The organism is Altererythrobacter sp. CAU 1778, from assembly GCF_054482795.1.
Genome location: NZ_JBTLRP010000001.1, coordinates 1,165,266 through 1,181,579, shown reverse-complemented (window position 1 = coordinate 1,181,579; position 16,314 = coordinate 1,165,266). Strand labels below are relative to the sequence as shown.

Below are 16,314 nucleotides of genomic sequence, written 5' to 3'. Positions count from 1 at the left end.
CCCTTTAAGCCGGAAGTTTGGCCAAAACGTCGCGGATGGCGGCAATCGCCGCATCAGCCTTGTCACCGTCCGGCCCGCCGCCCTGCGCCATGTCGGGACGGCCGCCGCCGCCCTTCCCGCCCAGCGCCTCGACACCTGCGCGCACGAGGTCGACTGCGCTGACCTGACCGATCAGATCATCCGTCACCGCGACGGCACAGGCCGCCTTGCCTTCGTTCACCGCGACGATCGCCGCCACGCCCGATCCGAGCTGCTGCTTCGCCCCGTCGAGCAGGCCGCGCAATTCCTTCGCAGGTAGCCCATCGAGCACCTGGCCGGAGAACGCGAAGCCGCCGACGGTCTCCGATGCGCCGGGCTTCGCCCCGCCGGAGCCGCCGCCAAGGGCCAGCGCCTTCTTCGCCTCGGCCAGTTCACGCTCCAACCGCTTGCGTTCGTCGACCAGCGCAGCAACGCGCGCTTCGACTTCGTCGGGCGAAGTCTTGAGCGTACCGGCCAGCGACTTGACCATGTCCTCACGCCCGACCAGCCAGCGGCGTGCCGCTTCGCCGGTCAGCGCCTCGATCCGGCGCACACCGGAGCTGACGGCGCTTTCCGACACGATGCGGAAGATGCCGATGTCACCGGTCGCATTGACGTGCGTGCCACCGCACAGTTCGACCGAGTAATTGCGGCCCGAGCCGTCCCAGTCGCCACGCCCCATGCTGAGGACACGGACCTCGTCGCCATATTTCTCGCCGAACAACGCCAGCGCGCCCGCCTCGACCGCGTCGTCGGGAGACATGAGCCGCGTGCCGACCGTTTCATTATGGCGGATTTCGGCGTTCACCTGCTCCTCGATCGCGGAAATGTCTTCCGGAGAGAGAGGCTTGGGGTGCGAGAAGTCGAACCGAAGCCGGTCCTGCGCGACGAGCGAGCCCTTCTGCGTGACGTGACCGCCAAGCACGTTGCGAAGTGCGGCGTGGAGCAAATGCGTGGCCGAATGGTTGGCCCGCACCGCATCGCGTCGCTCGACATCGATGGAAAGGTGCACCGTGTCGCCAATAGCGATGCGGCCTGCCTCGACCTTGCCCTCGTGAACGTGCAATCGGCCGAGCGGCTTGTTGGTATCGGCCACCGCGATCCGCAGCCCGCTCTGCGTGCTGATCGTACCGCTATCGCCGACCTGGCCACCGCTTTCGCCGTAGAACGGCGTCTGGTTCGTGATGACGAGCACGTCCGTGCCTGCCTCGGCAGCGTCGACTTCGGCGCCATCGACAATCAGGGCGACGACCTTGCCTTCGCCCTGGGTCACGGAATAGCCGGTGAATTCGGTCGCGCCCTCGCGTTCGGCAATGTCGAACCACAGTTCGCCATCGGCGGCAGCACCCGAACCCTTCCACGCGGCGCGGGCGGCAGCCTTCTGCCGGTCCATCGCCGCATCGAAGCCCTCGCGGTCCACACCGATGCCGCGGGCGCGCAGGGCGTCTTCGGTCAGATCGTACGGGAAGCCGTACGTGTCGTAGAGCTTGAACGCCGTTTCGCCGGGCAGGCGGTCGCCCTCGCCCAGGTTGACGGTTTCGGCATCCAGCAAACCGAGCCCTTTGTCGAGCGTGCGGCGGAACTGCGTTTCCTCGCGCTCCAGCGTCTCGACGATCAGCGGCTGGGCACGACCCAGCTCGGGATAGGCCTGTCCCATCTCCGCGACCAGCGCGGGGACGAGGCGGTGCATCAGCGGCTCGTGGGCGCCAAGGAGGTGAGCGTGGCGCATGGCGCGGCGCATGATCCGGCGCAGGACATAGCCGCGGCCCTCGTTGCTAGGCAGCACGCCATCGGCAATCAGGAAGCTGGTGGAGCGCAGGTGGTCTGCGATAACGCGGTGGCTCGCCTGGCTCGGCCCTTCGGCAGGCACACCGGCGAGGTTCTCCGACGCGGCGATCAGCGCGCGGAAGGTGTCGATGTCGTAATTGTCATGAACGCCCTGCATGACGGCGGCAATGCGTTCGAGACCCATGCCGGTGTCGATCGACGGGCTCGGCAGCGGGCTGCGATTGCCGTCGGCCGACTGGTCGAACTGCATGAAGACGAGATTCCAGATCTCGATGAAGCGGTCGCCATCTTCGTCCGGGGAGCCCGGAGGGCCGCCGGGAATGTGTTCGCCGTGGTCGTAGAAAATCTCGCTGCACGGACCGCAGGGACCGGTGTCGCCCATCGACCAGAAGTTATCGTTGGTCGCGATGCGGATGATCCGATCGTCGGGCAAGCCGGCGATCTTCTTCCACAGGTCGAACGCTTCGTCGTCGGTGTGATAGACGGTGGCGGTCAGCTTGTCCGGATTGAGGCCCCATTCCTTCGTCAGCAGGGTCCAGGCGTGCAGGACGGCCTGTTCCTTGAAATAGTCGCCGAACGAGAAATTGCCGAGCATCTCGAAGAAGGTGTGGTGCCGGGCGGTGTAGCCGACGTTGTCGAGATCGTTGTGCTTGCCCCCGGCGCGCACGCATTTCTGACTGCTGGTGGCGCGCGGTGCGGGCTTCGCTTCCAGCCCGGTGAAGACGTTCTTGAACGGCACCATCCCGGCGTTGACGAACATCAGCGTCGGGTCGTTGTGCGGCACCAGCGGTGCGGAAGGCACCACGGCATGGTCTGCGCCGCCGAAATAGTCGAGGAAGGACCGGCGGATATCGTTGGTCGTCTGCATGGCTGGCAGTTAGGCGTTCGCTGCCCTTGCGGCAAGTCGCCAGATGGGTGCGACGGGCGGAGAGTCTGCGGTTTCCGCAGCAAGGTGTGCTCTCAGGCAACAGACACGAAAAGGCCGGTGGGCGATCCTTCCAAAGAAGGATGCGACGCCACCGGCCCTCGTTTCGCAAGCGACACCGTCACCCGGTGCGCTTCTTGAGAAAAGTCAGTCGTCGCCTGCGTCCGGGCCCGCCATCATTTCCTCGGCGACTTCGTCGGTCCGGCCGCGGATGGCGGCTTCCAGCTTGTCGCAAACTTCGGAGTTTTGCTTGAGATAGGTCTTCGCATTCTCGCGGCCCTGGCCGATGCGGATGCTGTCGTAGCTGAACCAGCTGCCCGACTTCTCCACGATGCCAGCCTTCACGCCGAGGTCGAGTATCTCGCCGATCTTCGAGATGCCTTCGCCATACATGATGTCGAATTCGACCTGCTTGAACGGCGGGGCGACCTTGTTCTTGACCACTTTCACGCGGGTCGAGTTGCCGATGATCTCGTCGCGATCCTTGATCTGCCCGGTGCGGCGGATGTCGAGACGGACCGAGGCATAGAACTTCAGCGCGTTGCCGCCGGTGGTCGTTTCCGGATTGCCGTACATCACGCCGATCTTCATGCGCAGCTGATTGATGAAGATGACCATGCACTTGCTACGGTTGATCGAGCCGGTCAGCTTGCGCAGCGACTGGCTCATCAGGCGGGCCTGCAAGCCGACGTGGCTGTCACCCATCTCGCCTTCGATTTCCGCACGCGGAACCAGAGCGGCGACCGAGTCCACCACCAGAACGTCCACCGCGTTGGAGCGGACCAGAGTATCGGTGATTTCCAGCGCCTGTTCGCCCGTGTCGGGCTGCGAAACGATCAGTTCGTCGATATCGACGCCCAGCTTCTTGGCGTAGACGGGGTCGAGCGCGTGTTCGGCGTCGACGAAGGCCGCGGTGCCGCCGTTCTTCTGCGCTTCCGCGATGACGTGCAGCGCCAGCGTGGTCTTCCCCGAGCTTTCCGGCCCGTAGACTTCGATCACGCGGCCCTTCGGCAAGCCACCGATGCCCAGCGCGATGTCCAGCCCCAGCGAACCGGTGGAGATCGATTCCACATTCATCGCTTCCTTGGAGCCGAGCTTCATCGCCGACCCCTTGCCGAATGCGCGATCAATCTGTGCGAGCGCGGCGTCGAGCGCCTTCTGACGGTCCACGTTGCTTTCCTTTTCAACCAGTTTCAGTGGCGTCGCCATCGCATGGCCTCCTTCGCTTGCCTAGGGGGCATTCCCCGTTATCGACTGCTGTCTGGAAGGCTATGTATCCGCTTTGTTCCACCAGAACAAGGGGGGAACGAAAATTTGTTGGAGACCGATCATCCAGCCCCTACTCCTCCTCGCGATCGACCTCGCGAGCCTGGAACTTCGTCGTGGTCGTTTTGCCCGGTTTCACGCGCAGGGTAATCGTGTGCTGGCCGTCTTTCATCGCCAGCCGTTTTCCCTTGCGCACCTCGTAATCGCGGGCATAGCCTAGGACGAGCCGGACTTCAGCCGTGCGGTTGCCGGAGTTGGTCACCTCTGCGCGCAGGGTGCGCCATGCGGTGTTGTCGTCCGGCTCCTCCCCGTCGAGAACGCAGCGGGCGAAGACCTTGGTGCTTTCGCCCAGCGATACCTCGACATCCTCTCCCAGCGCATAGTCGCGGATATCGTCTTCACCGATCGGCAAATCACCGTGCGTTGTGGGCTCGAACACCGTGACCCCTCCGGTCGGCAGCGACTGGCCAAGGCCGTGCTCCTCGTCGTTTTCGGTTTCGAACAGCAGTTCAACGGGGTCGAAACCTTCCGCCCCGCCGAAATAACAATCGCTCTCGTAGACGAAACCGCCCTGGACATCGTCGCGGTCGAGGAAGGCGACCTGCTTCAGTCCCTTGGCGCTGACGGTGACGGGTTCCGGCACGCGGAACAGCTTGAGATCACCAAGGTTCTCCTCGTTCGCGACCATCGCAGCAGGTGGTGGCGGCGGCGGAGGTGGCGGCGGGGGAGGCGCACGCGATCCGGTGACGATGATGGCACTGGCCGAATCATACATCGCCTCTTCCGCCAGTTCGTTCTTCTGGAAGGTCGGGATCGGCGAACCTGCCGCCGTGCTGCCAATCGGCCAGCAGGTCAGTCGCAGACCGCTGGCGCGCGGCGGGGCGGCGAGCTGACGGTAATCGCTTTCGACGTTGAGCGTGCCGGCCACGACCATAAGGTCGGTGTCGGCGAAGCTCTGGCCGTTGTCGTTGACGAGCGTCAGCCAGCTCAGCATCCGCATCCCGACATCGCCGCGCCGCCCGCCCTTCTGCAGGGTCGCAACGTAGTGCGCGCGCCAGTCGAAGCCCCAAGACAGATAGGTGAGCGTGACCTCGTAGGTGCCGCCGGTGGGATCGCGCGTGTCGATGGTGAAGAGTGGCTGGGCGTAGAGGCCGTCCGGCACGCTGTCGAAGGTCAGCTTCTCCGGCAGGCCGGAGCAGCGCACCGCCTCGAACCCTTCCGAAGTCTCCAGCACCAGCCCGCCGTCGGCGCGGGTGCGGACCACAGCATCTTCGCTCTGCGCCACGCCGGTTGCGGGATCGGTGCGCGTGATCGTCACGCGGTTGCCGAGCGTCCCGTCGACAAGCGCGGCGGGAGACAGCAGGTCGGCGTTGCGGTTCTTCTCGATCGTGCCGCCCGGCAGGCCCGAGACGATGGCGGAGATCGCGATCATACCCTCCGACACGCCGACGAAGCGGATGGTCGATTCGCCCGGCGGCAGGGTGACGGTTCGCGTCTCGCTGATCATCGCGAAGCCGCGCGGATTGTCCTTGTTGAAGCCGCCGCCGCTGGGGTCGCGGTAGATCGTCACGGCCGTATCGGTCGGTGCGGAGGCTTCGACCACCTCGCGCGCCGACAGCGGCTGCGTGACAAGCGCGGCGGCGAGGAAAAGGGTGGCGCGCTTCACGGCCCTGCCCCGATCAGTAGCGCGTAGCGTAAGTGACCCGAACCTCGCGCGAGCCGTTGGCCGGCACGGGGATGACATATTTGCGCATGTCCGCGTTGATCTGCTCGCCCGGAAGATCCTCGCTCACGATGCGGTAATCCCGGCTACCCCAGCCGCGATCGAGCCCTGCCTGCACCAGTTGCACATCGACAGGCACGTTCTTCGCATTGGTCACCGTGTAGCGCATGGTCGTTTGCCAGTACTCCGTGGAAGTGTTGCGCTGCGAACTGCCGGTCACCTTCTGACCGTCTGGCAGCGTGACCTCGAAGCGGTCCCAGTCCTTCCACTGGCTTTCGGTCACACGCTCCCGCCGCTCGACCTCGGACCGGATCAGCACGTCGAAGGCATCCCCCGTCCGCAGATTGAGCTGGCTTCCCATAGGCGTGTGATCGATCCGGCTTTCGCCGATAAATTGCGGACTGCCCTGGCTGTCGCGCTGATAAAAGCGGACCGTGCCGGCCGGCAGCGCATCGCCAAGGCCGCCGTTGCGCGACGACGAAAAGGCGATCTGGCTTTCGACATTTTGCGGCGCGTCGTAATTCGCGAGCCAGTCTACCGTGTAACCGTAGATCCTGCTTGCGGCGACGCCTTGCGTGTCGAGGAAGCTGACCTGCTTGGTCTGCGCATTGGCGATCGTGGTGCGCCCATTGATCGGGTAGAGGTAGAAGTCGCCCACCTGCCCGCGATTGGCACTTTCGGTCCCGGGGTTAATCTGCGGGTTGCTGACGCGGCGTGAGTTGTAGTTGCGATTATACCGCGGCTGGCTGTTGCCCGGATTGCCCGCGACCAGCAGCGTGTCGGCATTATGGAAAGTCGTGCCGGTGTTGTTGGTCAGCGTGACCCAGCCCTGCATGTCGATCGTGCCCTTGCCCTCGTCGAACAGCGAGACGTAGTCCGCGCTCCAGCCGAGGCCGGGGGTGAGATAGCGGATCGATGCAGGGCGGGCGCCGGACCGCTGGCTCTCCACGTTGACGGACAGTGTCGGGCGCGCGCGCAGATTGGGCGGCACACCGTCGAAAATCACGCGCACCGGCAGACCATCGTCACGCAGGACTTCGATGCGATCGCCGATCCTGACAACCACGCCGCCCGCGGTGGAAAGCACGGTGGCCTGCTCTCGCGTTTCGGCGCCAGTTGCCGGGTTGGTGCGGATCAGCGTGACGGTCTGGCCGATGGCCTTTTCCATCATTTTCTGCGGGGTCAGCAGGTCGAAGTCGAAGTTCTGTTCGACGATCGCGGTCCCTTCGGAAGAGAAGCTGAGCGTCTCTGGCCGGATGCGCGCGGACACGTCTGGGAATTCGATTCGGCTGCGACCTGCCGCGATAGTGATCTGGCGCACATCCTGCACGAGCGCCTGGTCGTTGTTGTAGATGGTGACCGAGACGTCGCCCTGCGCCGTGCGGTCCGGATTGGCGGGATCCTGCGCCGCCAGTGGCAGTGCCAGCGCGGCCGAGCCTGCTGCGAGAACCGCGAAAGCCTTGCGAGAATTCATCGTATCGCCCCCATTGCTGATGCGAGGCTAATACAATCAGGGGCCTGTGACTACATTTGGAATCTGCGTCAGCCCTTCGCGATCGCAATGACGTGCGCCACCTTGTCCCCGATCTGCTGCACGGAGAATGGCTTGGCGAGGAAATGCACGTCGTCGAGGTCGATGTCCTTCCTCAATTGCTCCTCCGCATAGCCGGACATGAACAGGACGGGGACGTCGGGTACGCTCTTGCGCAGTTCGCGCACCATCGCCGGTCCGTCCATTCCCGGCATCACGACGTCGCTGAGAACGAGGTCGAACGGGCCATCCGAGGTCATCTTCTCGATCCCCTCCTCGCCGTCGCTGGCGGTGGTCACTTCGTAACCCTGCCGCACCAGCGCGCGTTCTGCCACGGCACGCACCATGTCCTCGTCCTCGACAAGCAGGATACGGCCCCCGCCCGACCAGCTGCTGCTCGGCGCTTCCGGCCTGGGTCGCGCGCGCTCAGGTGCTGGGGCACCGGCATGTACAGGCAGATAGACGGTGAAACGCGCGCCAGAGACGCTGCCGTTTTCACCCTCGATATTGTCCGCGAAGATGAAGCCGCCCGATTGCTTGACGATGCCGTAGACCGTGGAAAGGCCGAGGCCGGTACCCTTGCCGAGCTCCTTCGTGGTAAAGAACGGCTCGAAAATCTTGCCCAGAACGTCGGGCGGAATGCCGCCGCCGGTGTCCTCGATAATCATGGCGGTGTAGTCGGCGACCGGCATCAGGTCGGTCTTCATGCGCCGGATGGACGCGCTGGACACCGCGCGGGTGGCGAGGGTCAGGCGCAGCGGTCCCTTCGCCTTGCCCTTCTCCGCCCGGGTCAGCATCGCATCGCGCGCGTTGACGGCGAGATTGACGATCACCTGCTCCAGCTGCTGCGGATCGGCGCGCACGGGGCCGAGGTCACGGTCATGGTGGACGCGGAACGCGATCTTCTCTCCCATGAGGCGCTTCAGTAGCTGGCTGACTTCGGAGACCACGTCCGGCAATTGCAGCACTTCGGGCCGCAGGGTCTGCTGGCGCGAGAAGGCGAGCAGCTGCCGGGTCAGCGCGGCGGCGCGGTTGGAGTTCGCCTTGACTTGCTGGATGTCGTCGTAGTCGCTGTCGCCCGGCGTATGGCGCATCAGCATGAGGTCGCAGTGGCCGATAATGGCGGTCAGGACGTTGTTGAAATCATGCGCAACGCCGCCGGCGAGCTGGCCGACCGCCTGCATCTTCGTTGCCTGCGCGACCTGCCGCTTCAGCTCGGTTTCCTCCGACGTATCCGACAGGCTGAGCAGCACTGCCGCCTCCCCCAGCCCGCGCACGCCGGCAAGGCCGAGCGAGACGGGATCGTCGGGGTGGGTCCGCAGGCGTATCGCCATGTCCCCACTGTTGGCGGGACCATGGCCGTACCGGCGAACCGCATCGGCAAGCGCGCCCTTGTCTTCGCGCACCACGAGGTCGGAAGGATAGGGCGGCATCCCGCGACTGCCGAGCGAGACGGCGCGCTGGAAGGATTGATTCGCGAACAGGAAGCGGCCGTCGCGGTCGGTCGTGGCAAGGCCCAGCGGCAGCGCCTCTAGCAGCGCGTTGAGTTGCGGCGTCTGCGCCTTGGCATCGGACCCGGCCCAGCCGCCGATGCCCAGACCGGCGTCAAGCATCAACATGAGCACCGGCGCCGTTTCAGAAGCCGCCGGATCGGGATTGGCGGGGTCGCCCAGCGGCACCTGCACCAGCGTCTGCGGCGTTCCCTTGCGCCCTTCACGGGCGTAGTAGATCCGCTCCCGCTCGTCGGATCGGAGCAGCCCGGCAAAATCCTGTCCGGCAAGGGTCGCCTTGCCATCACCCACGGCGCGATAGGCGAAACCTTCGCTGGCTGCGGCGATCGAGCCATCGGGATTGGCGAGGATCGCCTCGATACCCGCAGCACTCAACTGGTGACCGAACGGTCCCGACAGCAGCTCGACAAGCGTATCGGGCTTCTCCGCCTCTACGACCGGCTCGAAACGCCAGATGATATGATCTTCGCCGCGCCCGGCACGCGTGGCAGTTGCGCGGTAGCGATCGCCCTCGTTGCCTTCCACCAGATCGACGCTTGCATGGCCGTCGCGCCAGCAATTGCGCGCGGCCTTCGCCAGCCGCTCGCGCGAGGCGGCGTTGCACGGGAGGTTAGGCGGCGCATTGGTCGCACCGAACCAGTCGGAATAGCACTGGTTCGCGCAGCTGAGGCGGTTGGCCCGGTCGACGATGGCGACGGCGTCCTTGCGGCTCTGGATCAGGCTGTTGGTGACCGACCAGTCCGGCACGGTGTAGCTTTCCGCCGGCGCATTCACGGCAGGTCGGGCCAGTCGCGCGCCGATCAGGCCGAGAATGGCGAGCCCCGCGGCAAAGACCAGCGTAAGCGTGAGATCGCGCGTCACGGCGCCGACCAGCACCACGCTGAGCAGCCCCGCGCCGAGCACCAGCCCAAGGTCGCTGCGCGAGATCTTCATCGTCCCCTGGGACACGATTTCGCCGTTCACTGCGCCGCTTCCAGCCGCGCTTCGCGGCGTTCGCGCAGCAGCGCGCGCCGTTTGTGGGCCACCCACCAGCGCCAGCCCCAGCTCGTCAGCAGATAACCCACCGCCGCGCTGATTACGGACAGCACGATGAAGCCGAACACCGTTACCAGCACCGTCACGCCCGCGCCTTCGAACATTTCCACCAGCCAGGTCCAGCGCCCGCTCGCCAGTTCGTCGGTCGCGCTGGTTCCGACTTGCGTCGGATCGATCCGCAACATCAGCGCGCCGAGCCGGTTCGCTGCCAGTGCCCAGAACGGGAAGGTGAACGGATTGGTGACGAAAGTAACCGCCGCCGCCAGCGGAACGTTGGCTCGCGCAGGCAATGCAAGGAAAGCGGCGAGGAAAATCTGCCCCAGCGGAATGATGAACCCCGCGAACAGCCCCAGCGCCACGCCCCGCGGAACGGAGCGACGGGTGAAGCGCCATAGTTCGGGCGAAAGAAAACGGTGCGCGATGGGCGCAAGATACTTGTTCTGCGCCATCTGCTCGCGCGTCGGCATATACTTGCGCAGCAGGTCGGACAGGAAAGTCTTGGAACGGAAGTCAGCCATGGCTCTGGCCCCGCATTGCGCGCAAGGCGGCAACCGCGCAACACCTAAGGGCAAGGGAATACCACGAATGCTGCATTTGACTGGATGAAGCTCCGCCAGCGGGGAAAATGTCAGCCATTATCCCGCATGATGCGCGCCTTGTCGCGCTGCCAGTCGCGATCCTTGATGTAGTCGCGCTTGTCCTTCGCCTGCCGTCCCTTGGCGAGCGCCAGTTCAACCTTCGCGCGGCCCTGCTTGTTGAAATAGATGCTCATCGGCACCAGCGTCATGCCCTTGCGCTCGACCGCGCCAGTCAGCCGGTCGATCTCGCGCGTGTGGAGCAGCAGCTTGCGCGGACGTTTCGGCTCGTGATTCTGGCGATTTCCGTGGCTGTATTCCGGAATGTTGGCGTTGATCAGCCAAACCTGCCCGTCGCGCACCTCGGCATAGCTTTCGGCGATCGTGCCCTCGCCAGCGCGCAGCGCCTTGACCTCGGTTCCCTGCAATTGCAGCCCGGCCTCGTACTTGTCCTCGATCGCATAGTCGAACCGCGCGCGGCGGTTCTCCGCGACGGTTTTCTGCTTGTCGAATGTCTCGGGTTTGGGGCGTGCCATGGTGGCGAGCCAGATAGGGACTGATGGCCGATCAGACCAGCCCCCACGGACCAGACTGCCTCTAGATTAGGCCAGCGTGTTCCAGCGCCTCGTCCACGGCCTTGCGCGCCGCGTCGCTGGCGTTGACCAGCGGCAGGCGCACGTCACATTCCAGCCAGTCGTGCACGCGGGTCAGCGCGTATTTGACCGGTGCGGGGCTCGCGTCGGAGAACATGGCGTAATGCAGCGGGAACAGCCGGTCGTTCAGCTTGCGCGCCTTGACGAGATCATTGGCCGCGATGGCATCGTGGAACTCCGCACACAGTGCGGGCGCGACATTGGCCGTGACGGAAATGCACCCCGCCCCGCCTGCCGCCGAGTGCGGCAGCCACAATTCGTCATTGCCAGACAGCTGGCAGAAATCGTGGTCGAGTCCCATGCGATGGTCCGCCACGCGCGACAGATCGCCGCTAGCATCCTTGATCGCGACGATCCGGTCGGGATACTTGCTGACCAGTTCGACGACCGTCTCGTCCTCGATATCGGTGACGGTTCGTGCCGGAACGTTGTACATCACGATCGGCAAGTCGCTGTTTTCGGCAAGGAAGCTGAAATGCGCGATCAGGCCGGCCTGGCTCGGCCGATTGTAGTAAGGGGCAACGCACAGCCCCGCCGCGGCGCCCGCCTTTTTCGAGAAGTTCATGTGGAGCAAGGCGTTGCGCGTATCGTTACTGCCGCAGCCCGCGATCACCGGGACCCGGCCCGCAGCCTGCTCGATACAGACTTCGATGACGCGGTGATGCTCCGCATTGGAGAGGGTGGAGGCTTCGCCGGTGGTGCCGCAGGGCACCAGTGCATTGCTGCCGTTGTCGATCTGCCAGTCGACCAGCCGGCGAAAAGCGGCCTCGTCGAACGACCCGTCGCGAAAAGGAGTCACCAGAGCGGGAATCGAGCCGGAAAACATTGCAGGAAACCTTCGGATTGCGCCAATGCGCCGGAAGGGGCTGATCGACCGGACGCGAAGCGTTTTGCGTGTTCAGCGCCTGATAAGGAGGCGGGGGGCACAATGTCCAGCATGGTTCGCAATTCACTCGTATCGTTCGCCGCCCTCGCCGTTGCGCTGGCGGCTTCCCCCACCATGGCGCAGGAGGCTGCCGAATGGGACCGTGCCCGCGCGCAGGCCCTTTCCGCCCGGTCCGGCCAGATGGCGTCGGCGATCAGCCGCTGGCAGTATCTCAGCGAAACGCGCAATCTGCCGTTCGAAAGCTACGCCAGCTTCCTGACCAGCTACCCCGGTATGCCGAAGGAAGAGACGCTCCGGCTGCGTGCCGAGGGTGCGCTGGAAAACGAGTTCGTCTCGCCCGAACGTTTGCTTGCCTATTTTGACCGCTTCCCGCCGCTCAGCAATCTGGGCCGTGCGCAATACGCGCTCGCGCTGCAGGCCGCCAACCGTCAGAACGCGCCGCAGGTCGCGCGCGAGGCATGGCGCGGTGGCAAGATGACGCCGGTGGCCGAAGCGACCCTGTTCGCCAATCATGGCGCCAGCTGGAACGCCGACGATCACGACACCCGCATGGATGCGCTGCTGTGGCAGGGTGAAGCGGATCAGGCCGCGCGCCAGATCGCTTATGTCGCGCCGCAATCGCGCGATGCGTTCATGGCGCGCCTCGCGTTGTTGCAGGGGGAAAATCCCAATGCGCTGACGCTCGACATACCCGCCGATATTCGCACCGATCCGGGCTACCTCTACAACCGTTCGCGCTATCTGCGCGCCCGCGGCCAGACGATGAGTGCGATCCGCCTGATGGCCGATCATCCGCCGCTCACCTCGCTGCCAACTGACCAGCAGGACTGGGTGACCGAGATCCTGCGCGTCGCAAGCGCCGCAAGCCCGCTCGACACGGTGAAGATCGCGACGAAGATCGACCAGGCATTCGCGCCGGGCGAGGATATCTCGAAGCGCGAATTCAAGCTGCGCGACGACTACACCACACTGATGTGGAAGGGCGGCACCAACGCGCTGTGGCGCATGGGCGACGCCGCGTCTGCCGCGCCGCTGTTCTATCGCTATGGTGCAGCCGCGCAGACGCCGCAGACGCGCAGCAAGGGATTCTACTGGGCGGGCCTCGCCGCGCAACAGGCGGGCGATATGGGCAGCGCCAATCGCTATTACGAGATGGCCGCGCAATATCCTGAGCGGTTCTACGGCCAGCTTGCTCTGCAATCGCTGGGCCGCACCCTGCCCAATCTGGCGCAGGAACCGCAGGTGCAGGTCACGCAGGCAGAGCGTGACGCATTCTACGCGCGCCCCATCGTCGGCGCGGTACGTGAGGTCGCCCGCAGCTCTCCATGGGCCACCTCGATCCACTTCTTCCGCGAACTGGCGGACAGCGCCGACACGCCGGCAGAACACTTCCTGGTGCAGGAACTGGCCCGCAGCATCGGGCGGCGCGATCTCGCGGTGATCGGCGGCGAAGCAGCCGCGGCCGATGCGCTGGCGAACTTCGACGTCTACGCCTTCCCCACCATCACCACGCCCGCCACCGTCAACGACTGGACGATGGTCCATGCGATCACGCGGCAGGAAAGCCAGTTCGCCCAGAACGCGTTGAGCCACGCGGGCGCACGGGGGCTGATGCAGTTGATGCCCGGCACGGCGAAGGAACAGGCCGGGATGCTTGGCCGCAGCTACATGTCGTCTTCGCTGATCGACGATCCGAATTACAACATCACGCTGGGCGATGCTTACTTCGCGCGGATGATGGATTATTTCGGCGGCGCGCACCCGCTCGCCATCGCGGCTTACAACGCCGGTCCCGGCAATGTGAACAAATGGCTGCGCGCCAATGGCGATCCGCGCAAGGGCGGTATCGGCTGGGTCGAATGGATGGAGAAAATCCCGATCTACGAGACCAAGAACTACGTTCAGCGCGTGATCGAGAACGCGGTGGTCTACGAAGCGATGAATCCGGGCAAGGTGCGCTACGGCGGACCGAAGCCGGTGTCCTACTACCTGCGCCGCTGACGCTTTCCCGCACCACATGAAACCGGGCAGCAACCCGATCAGCCCTGCCGGGCTGGTGGCGATGAAGGCGCGCTACGACCACCTGCTCGGCACCGAGCGGCCGGAGATCGTCGCTATCGTCAGTTGGGCGGCGGGCAATGGCGACCGCAGCGAGAACGGCGACTACATCTATGGGCGCAAGCGAATGCGGAAATCGACCGCGAACTGGCCCATCTCGCCCGTCGGATGAAGGCGGCGAGGGTCGTCGACCCGTCGCAGCAGCCCGACCGCAGCCGCGCCTTCTTCGGCGCGACAGTAGAGATCGCGGACGAAGACGATGCGCGCAAATCGGTCACCCTGCTCGGCGATGACGAACAGGACGCGAGTGCAGGCCGGATCGGCTGGTCGAGCCCGCTTGCCCGGGCCTTGCGCGGCTCGGCGGTGGGTGACCTTCGCACCGTGCGCTTGCCCGCGGGGGAGAAGGAGTGGGAGGTCACGGCAATCACCTATCCGGCAGGTGACGGCGGCTGATCCCGCCGCTATCGCTTCCCGGCATGGCAGAAAACCGCTTCTTCATCATGCGTCACGGTGAAACCGTGTTCAACGCCGCGCGTCGCCTTCAGTCCAACACGATGCACACGCCCCTGACCCGAACCGGGTCCGAGCAGGCGACACACATGGGCAAGGTGCTGCGCGAGACGCTGGGTCCGCGACCGGACGTAACGGTGCATATTTCCGAAACAGGCAGAGCGCTCCAGACCGCGGCGCTTATCTGCGACGAACTGGAGATCGACTGGTTCGACGCCCATCGCAGCGCCGACCTGGTGGAGATCGACATGGGTGGCTGGTGTGGCCGCCTTTACGCCGACGTCACGGCGGAACATGGCCCGATTGTGCTGGAGGAACATCTCCTCCGCCCCGCCCCCGATGGAGAGGACTATCCCGCCATTGCCGCACGCCTGCGAAACTGGCTGGATTGGGTGGAAGAAAAGCCGGGCGATCACATCGTCGTCATGCACGGCATCTCCAGCCGCGTGTTGCGAGGGATCATGACGGGGCTGCCGGACAATCCGGAACACGGGGCGCCGATCGCAGCTTCGCTAAAGCAGGGCTCCATCGCCCAGATTTCCGGCGGAGTGGAAAGCATCCTGTATGGCGCGCAGACAGGGTTCGAGCACGCCTGATGCAACGCATTGCGCTGAGCATTGCTGCCGCGACGGCTGCGCTTTGCGCCAGCCCGCTGATGGCGCGCGATTCTCTTGGGGTATTCGACAACTGGGCGGCTTTTCGCGATCGCGCCGCGCCGCGATGCTACGCTATCGCCATGGCGCAACCATCGTCGTTGTCGCGCGATTTCGAGCCTTTTGCGACTGTCGGGACATGGCCGAAGAAGGGCGTTCGCGGGCAAATCCACTTTCGCTTTTCGCGCCGCATGGCGAAGGGCGCGACGATCCGGCTTGCGATCGGCGACAAGCGGTTCGAACTGGTCGGCGGCGGCGCGGACGGTTGGGCCGCAGACCGGCGCATGGACGCGGCTATCGTCGCCGCTATGCGCTCTGCCGGGAGAATGACCGTCGGTTCGGTCGATGAGCGCGGACGCCGCTTCTCCAACACCTATCGCCTTACCGGCGTTGCGACGGCGATGGACGCCGCGACATTGGGCTGCGCGAGACTGCGGTAGCCGCCTTTTAAAGGAAAACGGGCCAGCTTTCGCCGGCCCGCATCCTGATTCATCGTCGAAGTGGCGCTATCAGAAGCGCACGCCCACACCGGCAACGACCTGGTGACGGTCGAGGTCGATGTCGAAGCGATCACCATCGGTGAAGTCGTCGCGGAAATCGACTTCTGCCTTCTGGTAGTTCGAATAACGGTATTCGAGCTTCACGAATGCGTTTTCGCTGACCGCGTATTCCGCACCCGCGCCCAGACGCCAGCCGTCGGCATCGATGTCCTGCGTGAATTCGGTCGAACCGTCGCGCGAACGCACGTCGAACTTGGCGTTGGTGTAGCCACCCTTCACGTATGCGAGAGCATTCGGGCCGACCTTGGCACCGACGCGCGCGCCGAGGTAGAGGTCGCGGTTGACGTTCACGTTGCCAATGCCGATGCCTTCGAAGTCACCGTCGTTGAATTCCGTCTTGGCGGTCGAGTCAGACAGTTCCGCTTCCGCACCGATAACGACGCTACCCATGTCGACGTCGTAACCGACGCCCACACCGTAGAGCAGGCCTTCGATGGACTGATCGTTGTCGGCATCCGAATCATCGTCGATCGTGCTGCCTGCGCGGGTCGTGTCGTAACCAGTCACGATCTCCACGCGCGGGCCGGTGAACGTCGTGTCGCTCGACTGCGCCATTGCCGGCGTTGCCAGAGCGGCGACCGACACGCCCGCGAGAATGATGAGACCCTTTTTCATACTTGAA

The 16,314-nt window shown here is 64.8% G+C and carries 12 protein-coding genes and 1 pseudogene; 4 read left to right on the top strand and 9 right to left on the bottom strand.

The features are described from left to right. Window positions 1–4: 4 nt before the first annotated feature. From alaS to dapA, 8 genes are all read right to left on the bottom strand, one after another. Window positions 5–2,674 carry an alanine--tRNA ligase gene (alaS, locus tag ACXYN8_RS05535; RefSeq protein ID WP_458888317.1) on the bottom strand — a complete coding sequence of 890 codons (2,670 nt, stop codon included), beginning with the start codon at window positions 2,672–2,674 and terminating at the stop codon, window positions 5–7. 204 nt (window positions 2,675–2,878) lie between these two features. Then, the gene (gene recA / locus ACXYN8_RS05530) at window positions 2,879–3,940 is read right to left on the bottom strand and encodes a recombinase RecA (protein WP_458888316.1); all 1,062 of its coding nucleotides are present in this window, start codon (window positions 3,938–3,940) and stop codon (window positions 2,879–2,881) included. Between the two features lie 130 nt (window positions 3,941–4,070). After that, on the bottom strand, window positions 4,071–5,663 hold the full coding sequence (locus tag ACXYN8_RS05525) for a DUF4139 domain-containing protein (RefSeq protein ID WP_458888315.1): 1,593 nt from the start codon (window positions 5,661–5,663) through the stop codon (window positions 4,071–4,073). A 13-nt stretch (window positions 5,664–5,676) separates the two neighbouring features. Next, a complete protein-coding gene (locus ACXYN8_RS05520; protein ID WP_458888314.1) occupies window positions 5,677–7,194 on the bottom strand; it encodes a DUF4139 domain-containing protein in 1,518 nt (505 codons plus the stop codon). Between the two features lie 68 nt (window positions 7,195–7,262). Next, complete coding sequence (locus tag ACXYN8_RS05515) at window positions 7,263–9,695, bottom strand: hybrid sensor histidine kinase/response regulator (protein ID WP_458888313.1); 2,433 nt, start codon at window positions 9,693–9,695, stop codon at window positions 7,263–7,265. Between the two features lie 26 nt (window positions 9,696–9,721). Next, window positions 9,722–10,315, bottom strand: a complete 594-nt coding sequence (locus ACXYN8_RS05510; protein WP_458888311.1) for a DUF2062 domain-containing protein — start codon at window positions 10,313–10,315, stop codon at window positions 9,722–9,724. 110 nt (window positions 10,316–10,425) lie between these two features. Further along, on the bottom strand, window positions 10,426–10,908 hold the full coding sequence (gene smpB / locus ACXYN8_RS05505; protein ID WP_458888310.1) for an SsrA-binding protein SmpB: 483 nt from the start codon (window positions 10,906–10,908) through the stop codon (window positions 10,426–10,428). Window positions 10,909–10,969: 61 nt separating this feature from the next. Continuing rightward, a complete protein-coding gene (gene dapA / locus ACXYN8_RS05500; RefSeq protein ID WP_458888309.1) occupies window positions 10,970–11,851 on the bottom strand; it encodes a 4-hydroxy-tetrahydrodipicolinate synthase in 882 nt (293 codons plus the stop codon). A gap of 102 nt (window positions 11,852–11,953) precedes the next feature. Here dapA and ACXYN8_RS05495 point away from each other — a divergent pair, with 102 nt between their 5' ends. The 4 genes and pseudogenes from ACXYN8_RS05495 to ACXYN8_RS05480 all read left to right on the top strand — a co-directional run bounded on the left by ACXYN8_RS05495 (window position 11,954) and on the right by ACXYN8_RS05480 (window position 15,572). Beyond that, window positions 11,954–13,912 (top strand): lytic transglycosylase domain-containing protein, encoded by a 1,959-nt coding sequence (locus ACXYN8_RS05495; protein ID WP_458888308.1) that lies wholly within the window; start codon window positions 11,954–11,956, stop codon window positions 13,910–13,912. Between the two features lie 16 nt (window positions 13,913–13,928). Further along, window positions 13,929–14,422: pseudogene (locus tag ACXYN8_RS05490) on the top strand (GreA/GreB family elongation factor). Window positions 14,423–14,445: 23 nt separating this feature from the next. After that, entirely contained in the window at window positions 14,446–15,075 is a 630-nt protein-coding gene (locus tag ACXYN8_RS05485; protein ID WP_458888306.1) for a phosphoglycerate mutase family protein, read from the top strand. Then, a complete protein-coding gene (locus tag ACXYN8_RS05480) occupies window positions 15,075–15,572 on the top strand; it encodes an invasion associated locus B family protein (protein WP_458888305.1) in 498 nt (165 codons plus the stop codon). Before ACXYN8_RS05485 ends, ACXYN8_RS05480 begins: the two co-directional genes overlap by 1 nt. Window positions 15,573–15,641: 69 nt before the next feature. Here ACXYN8_RS05480 and ACXYN8_RS05475 read toward each other — a convergent pair whose 3' ends face one another. Then, entirely contained in the window at window positions 15,642–16,307 is a 666-nt protein-coding gene (locus ACXYN8_RS05475) for an outer membrane protein (protein ID WP_458888304.1), read from the bottom strand. Between the last annotated feature and the right edge of the window lie 7 nt (window positions 16,308–16,314).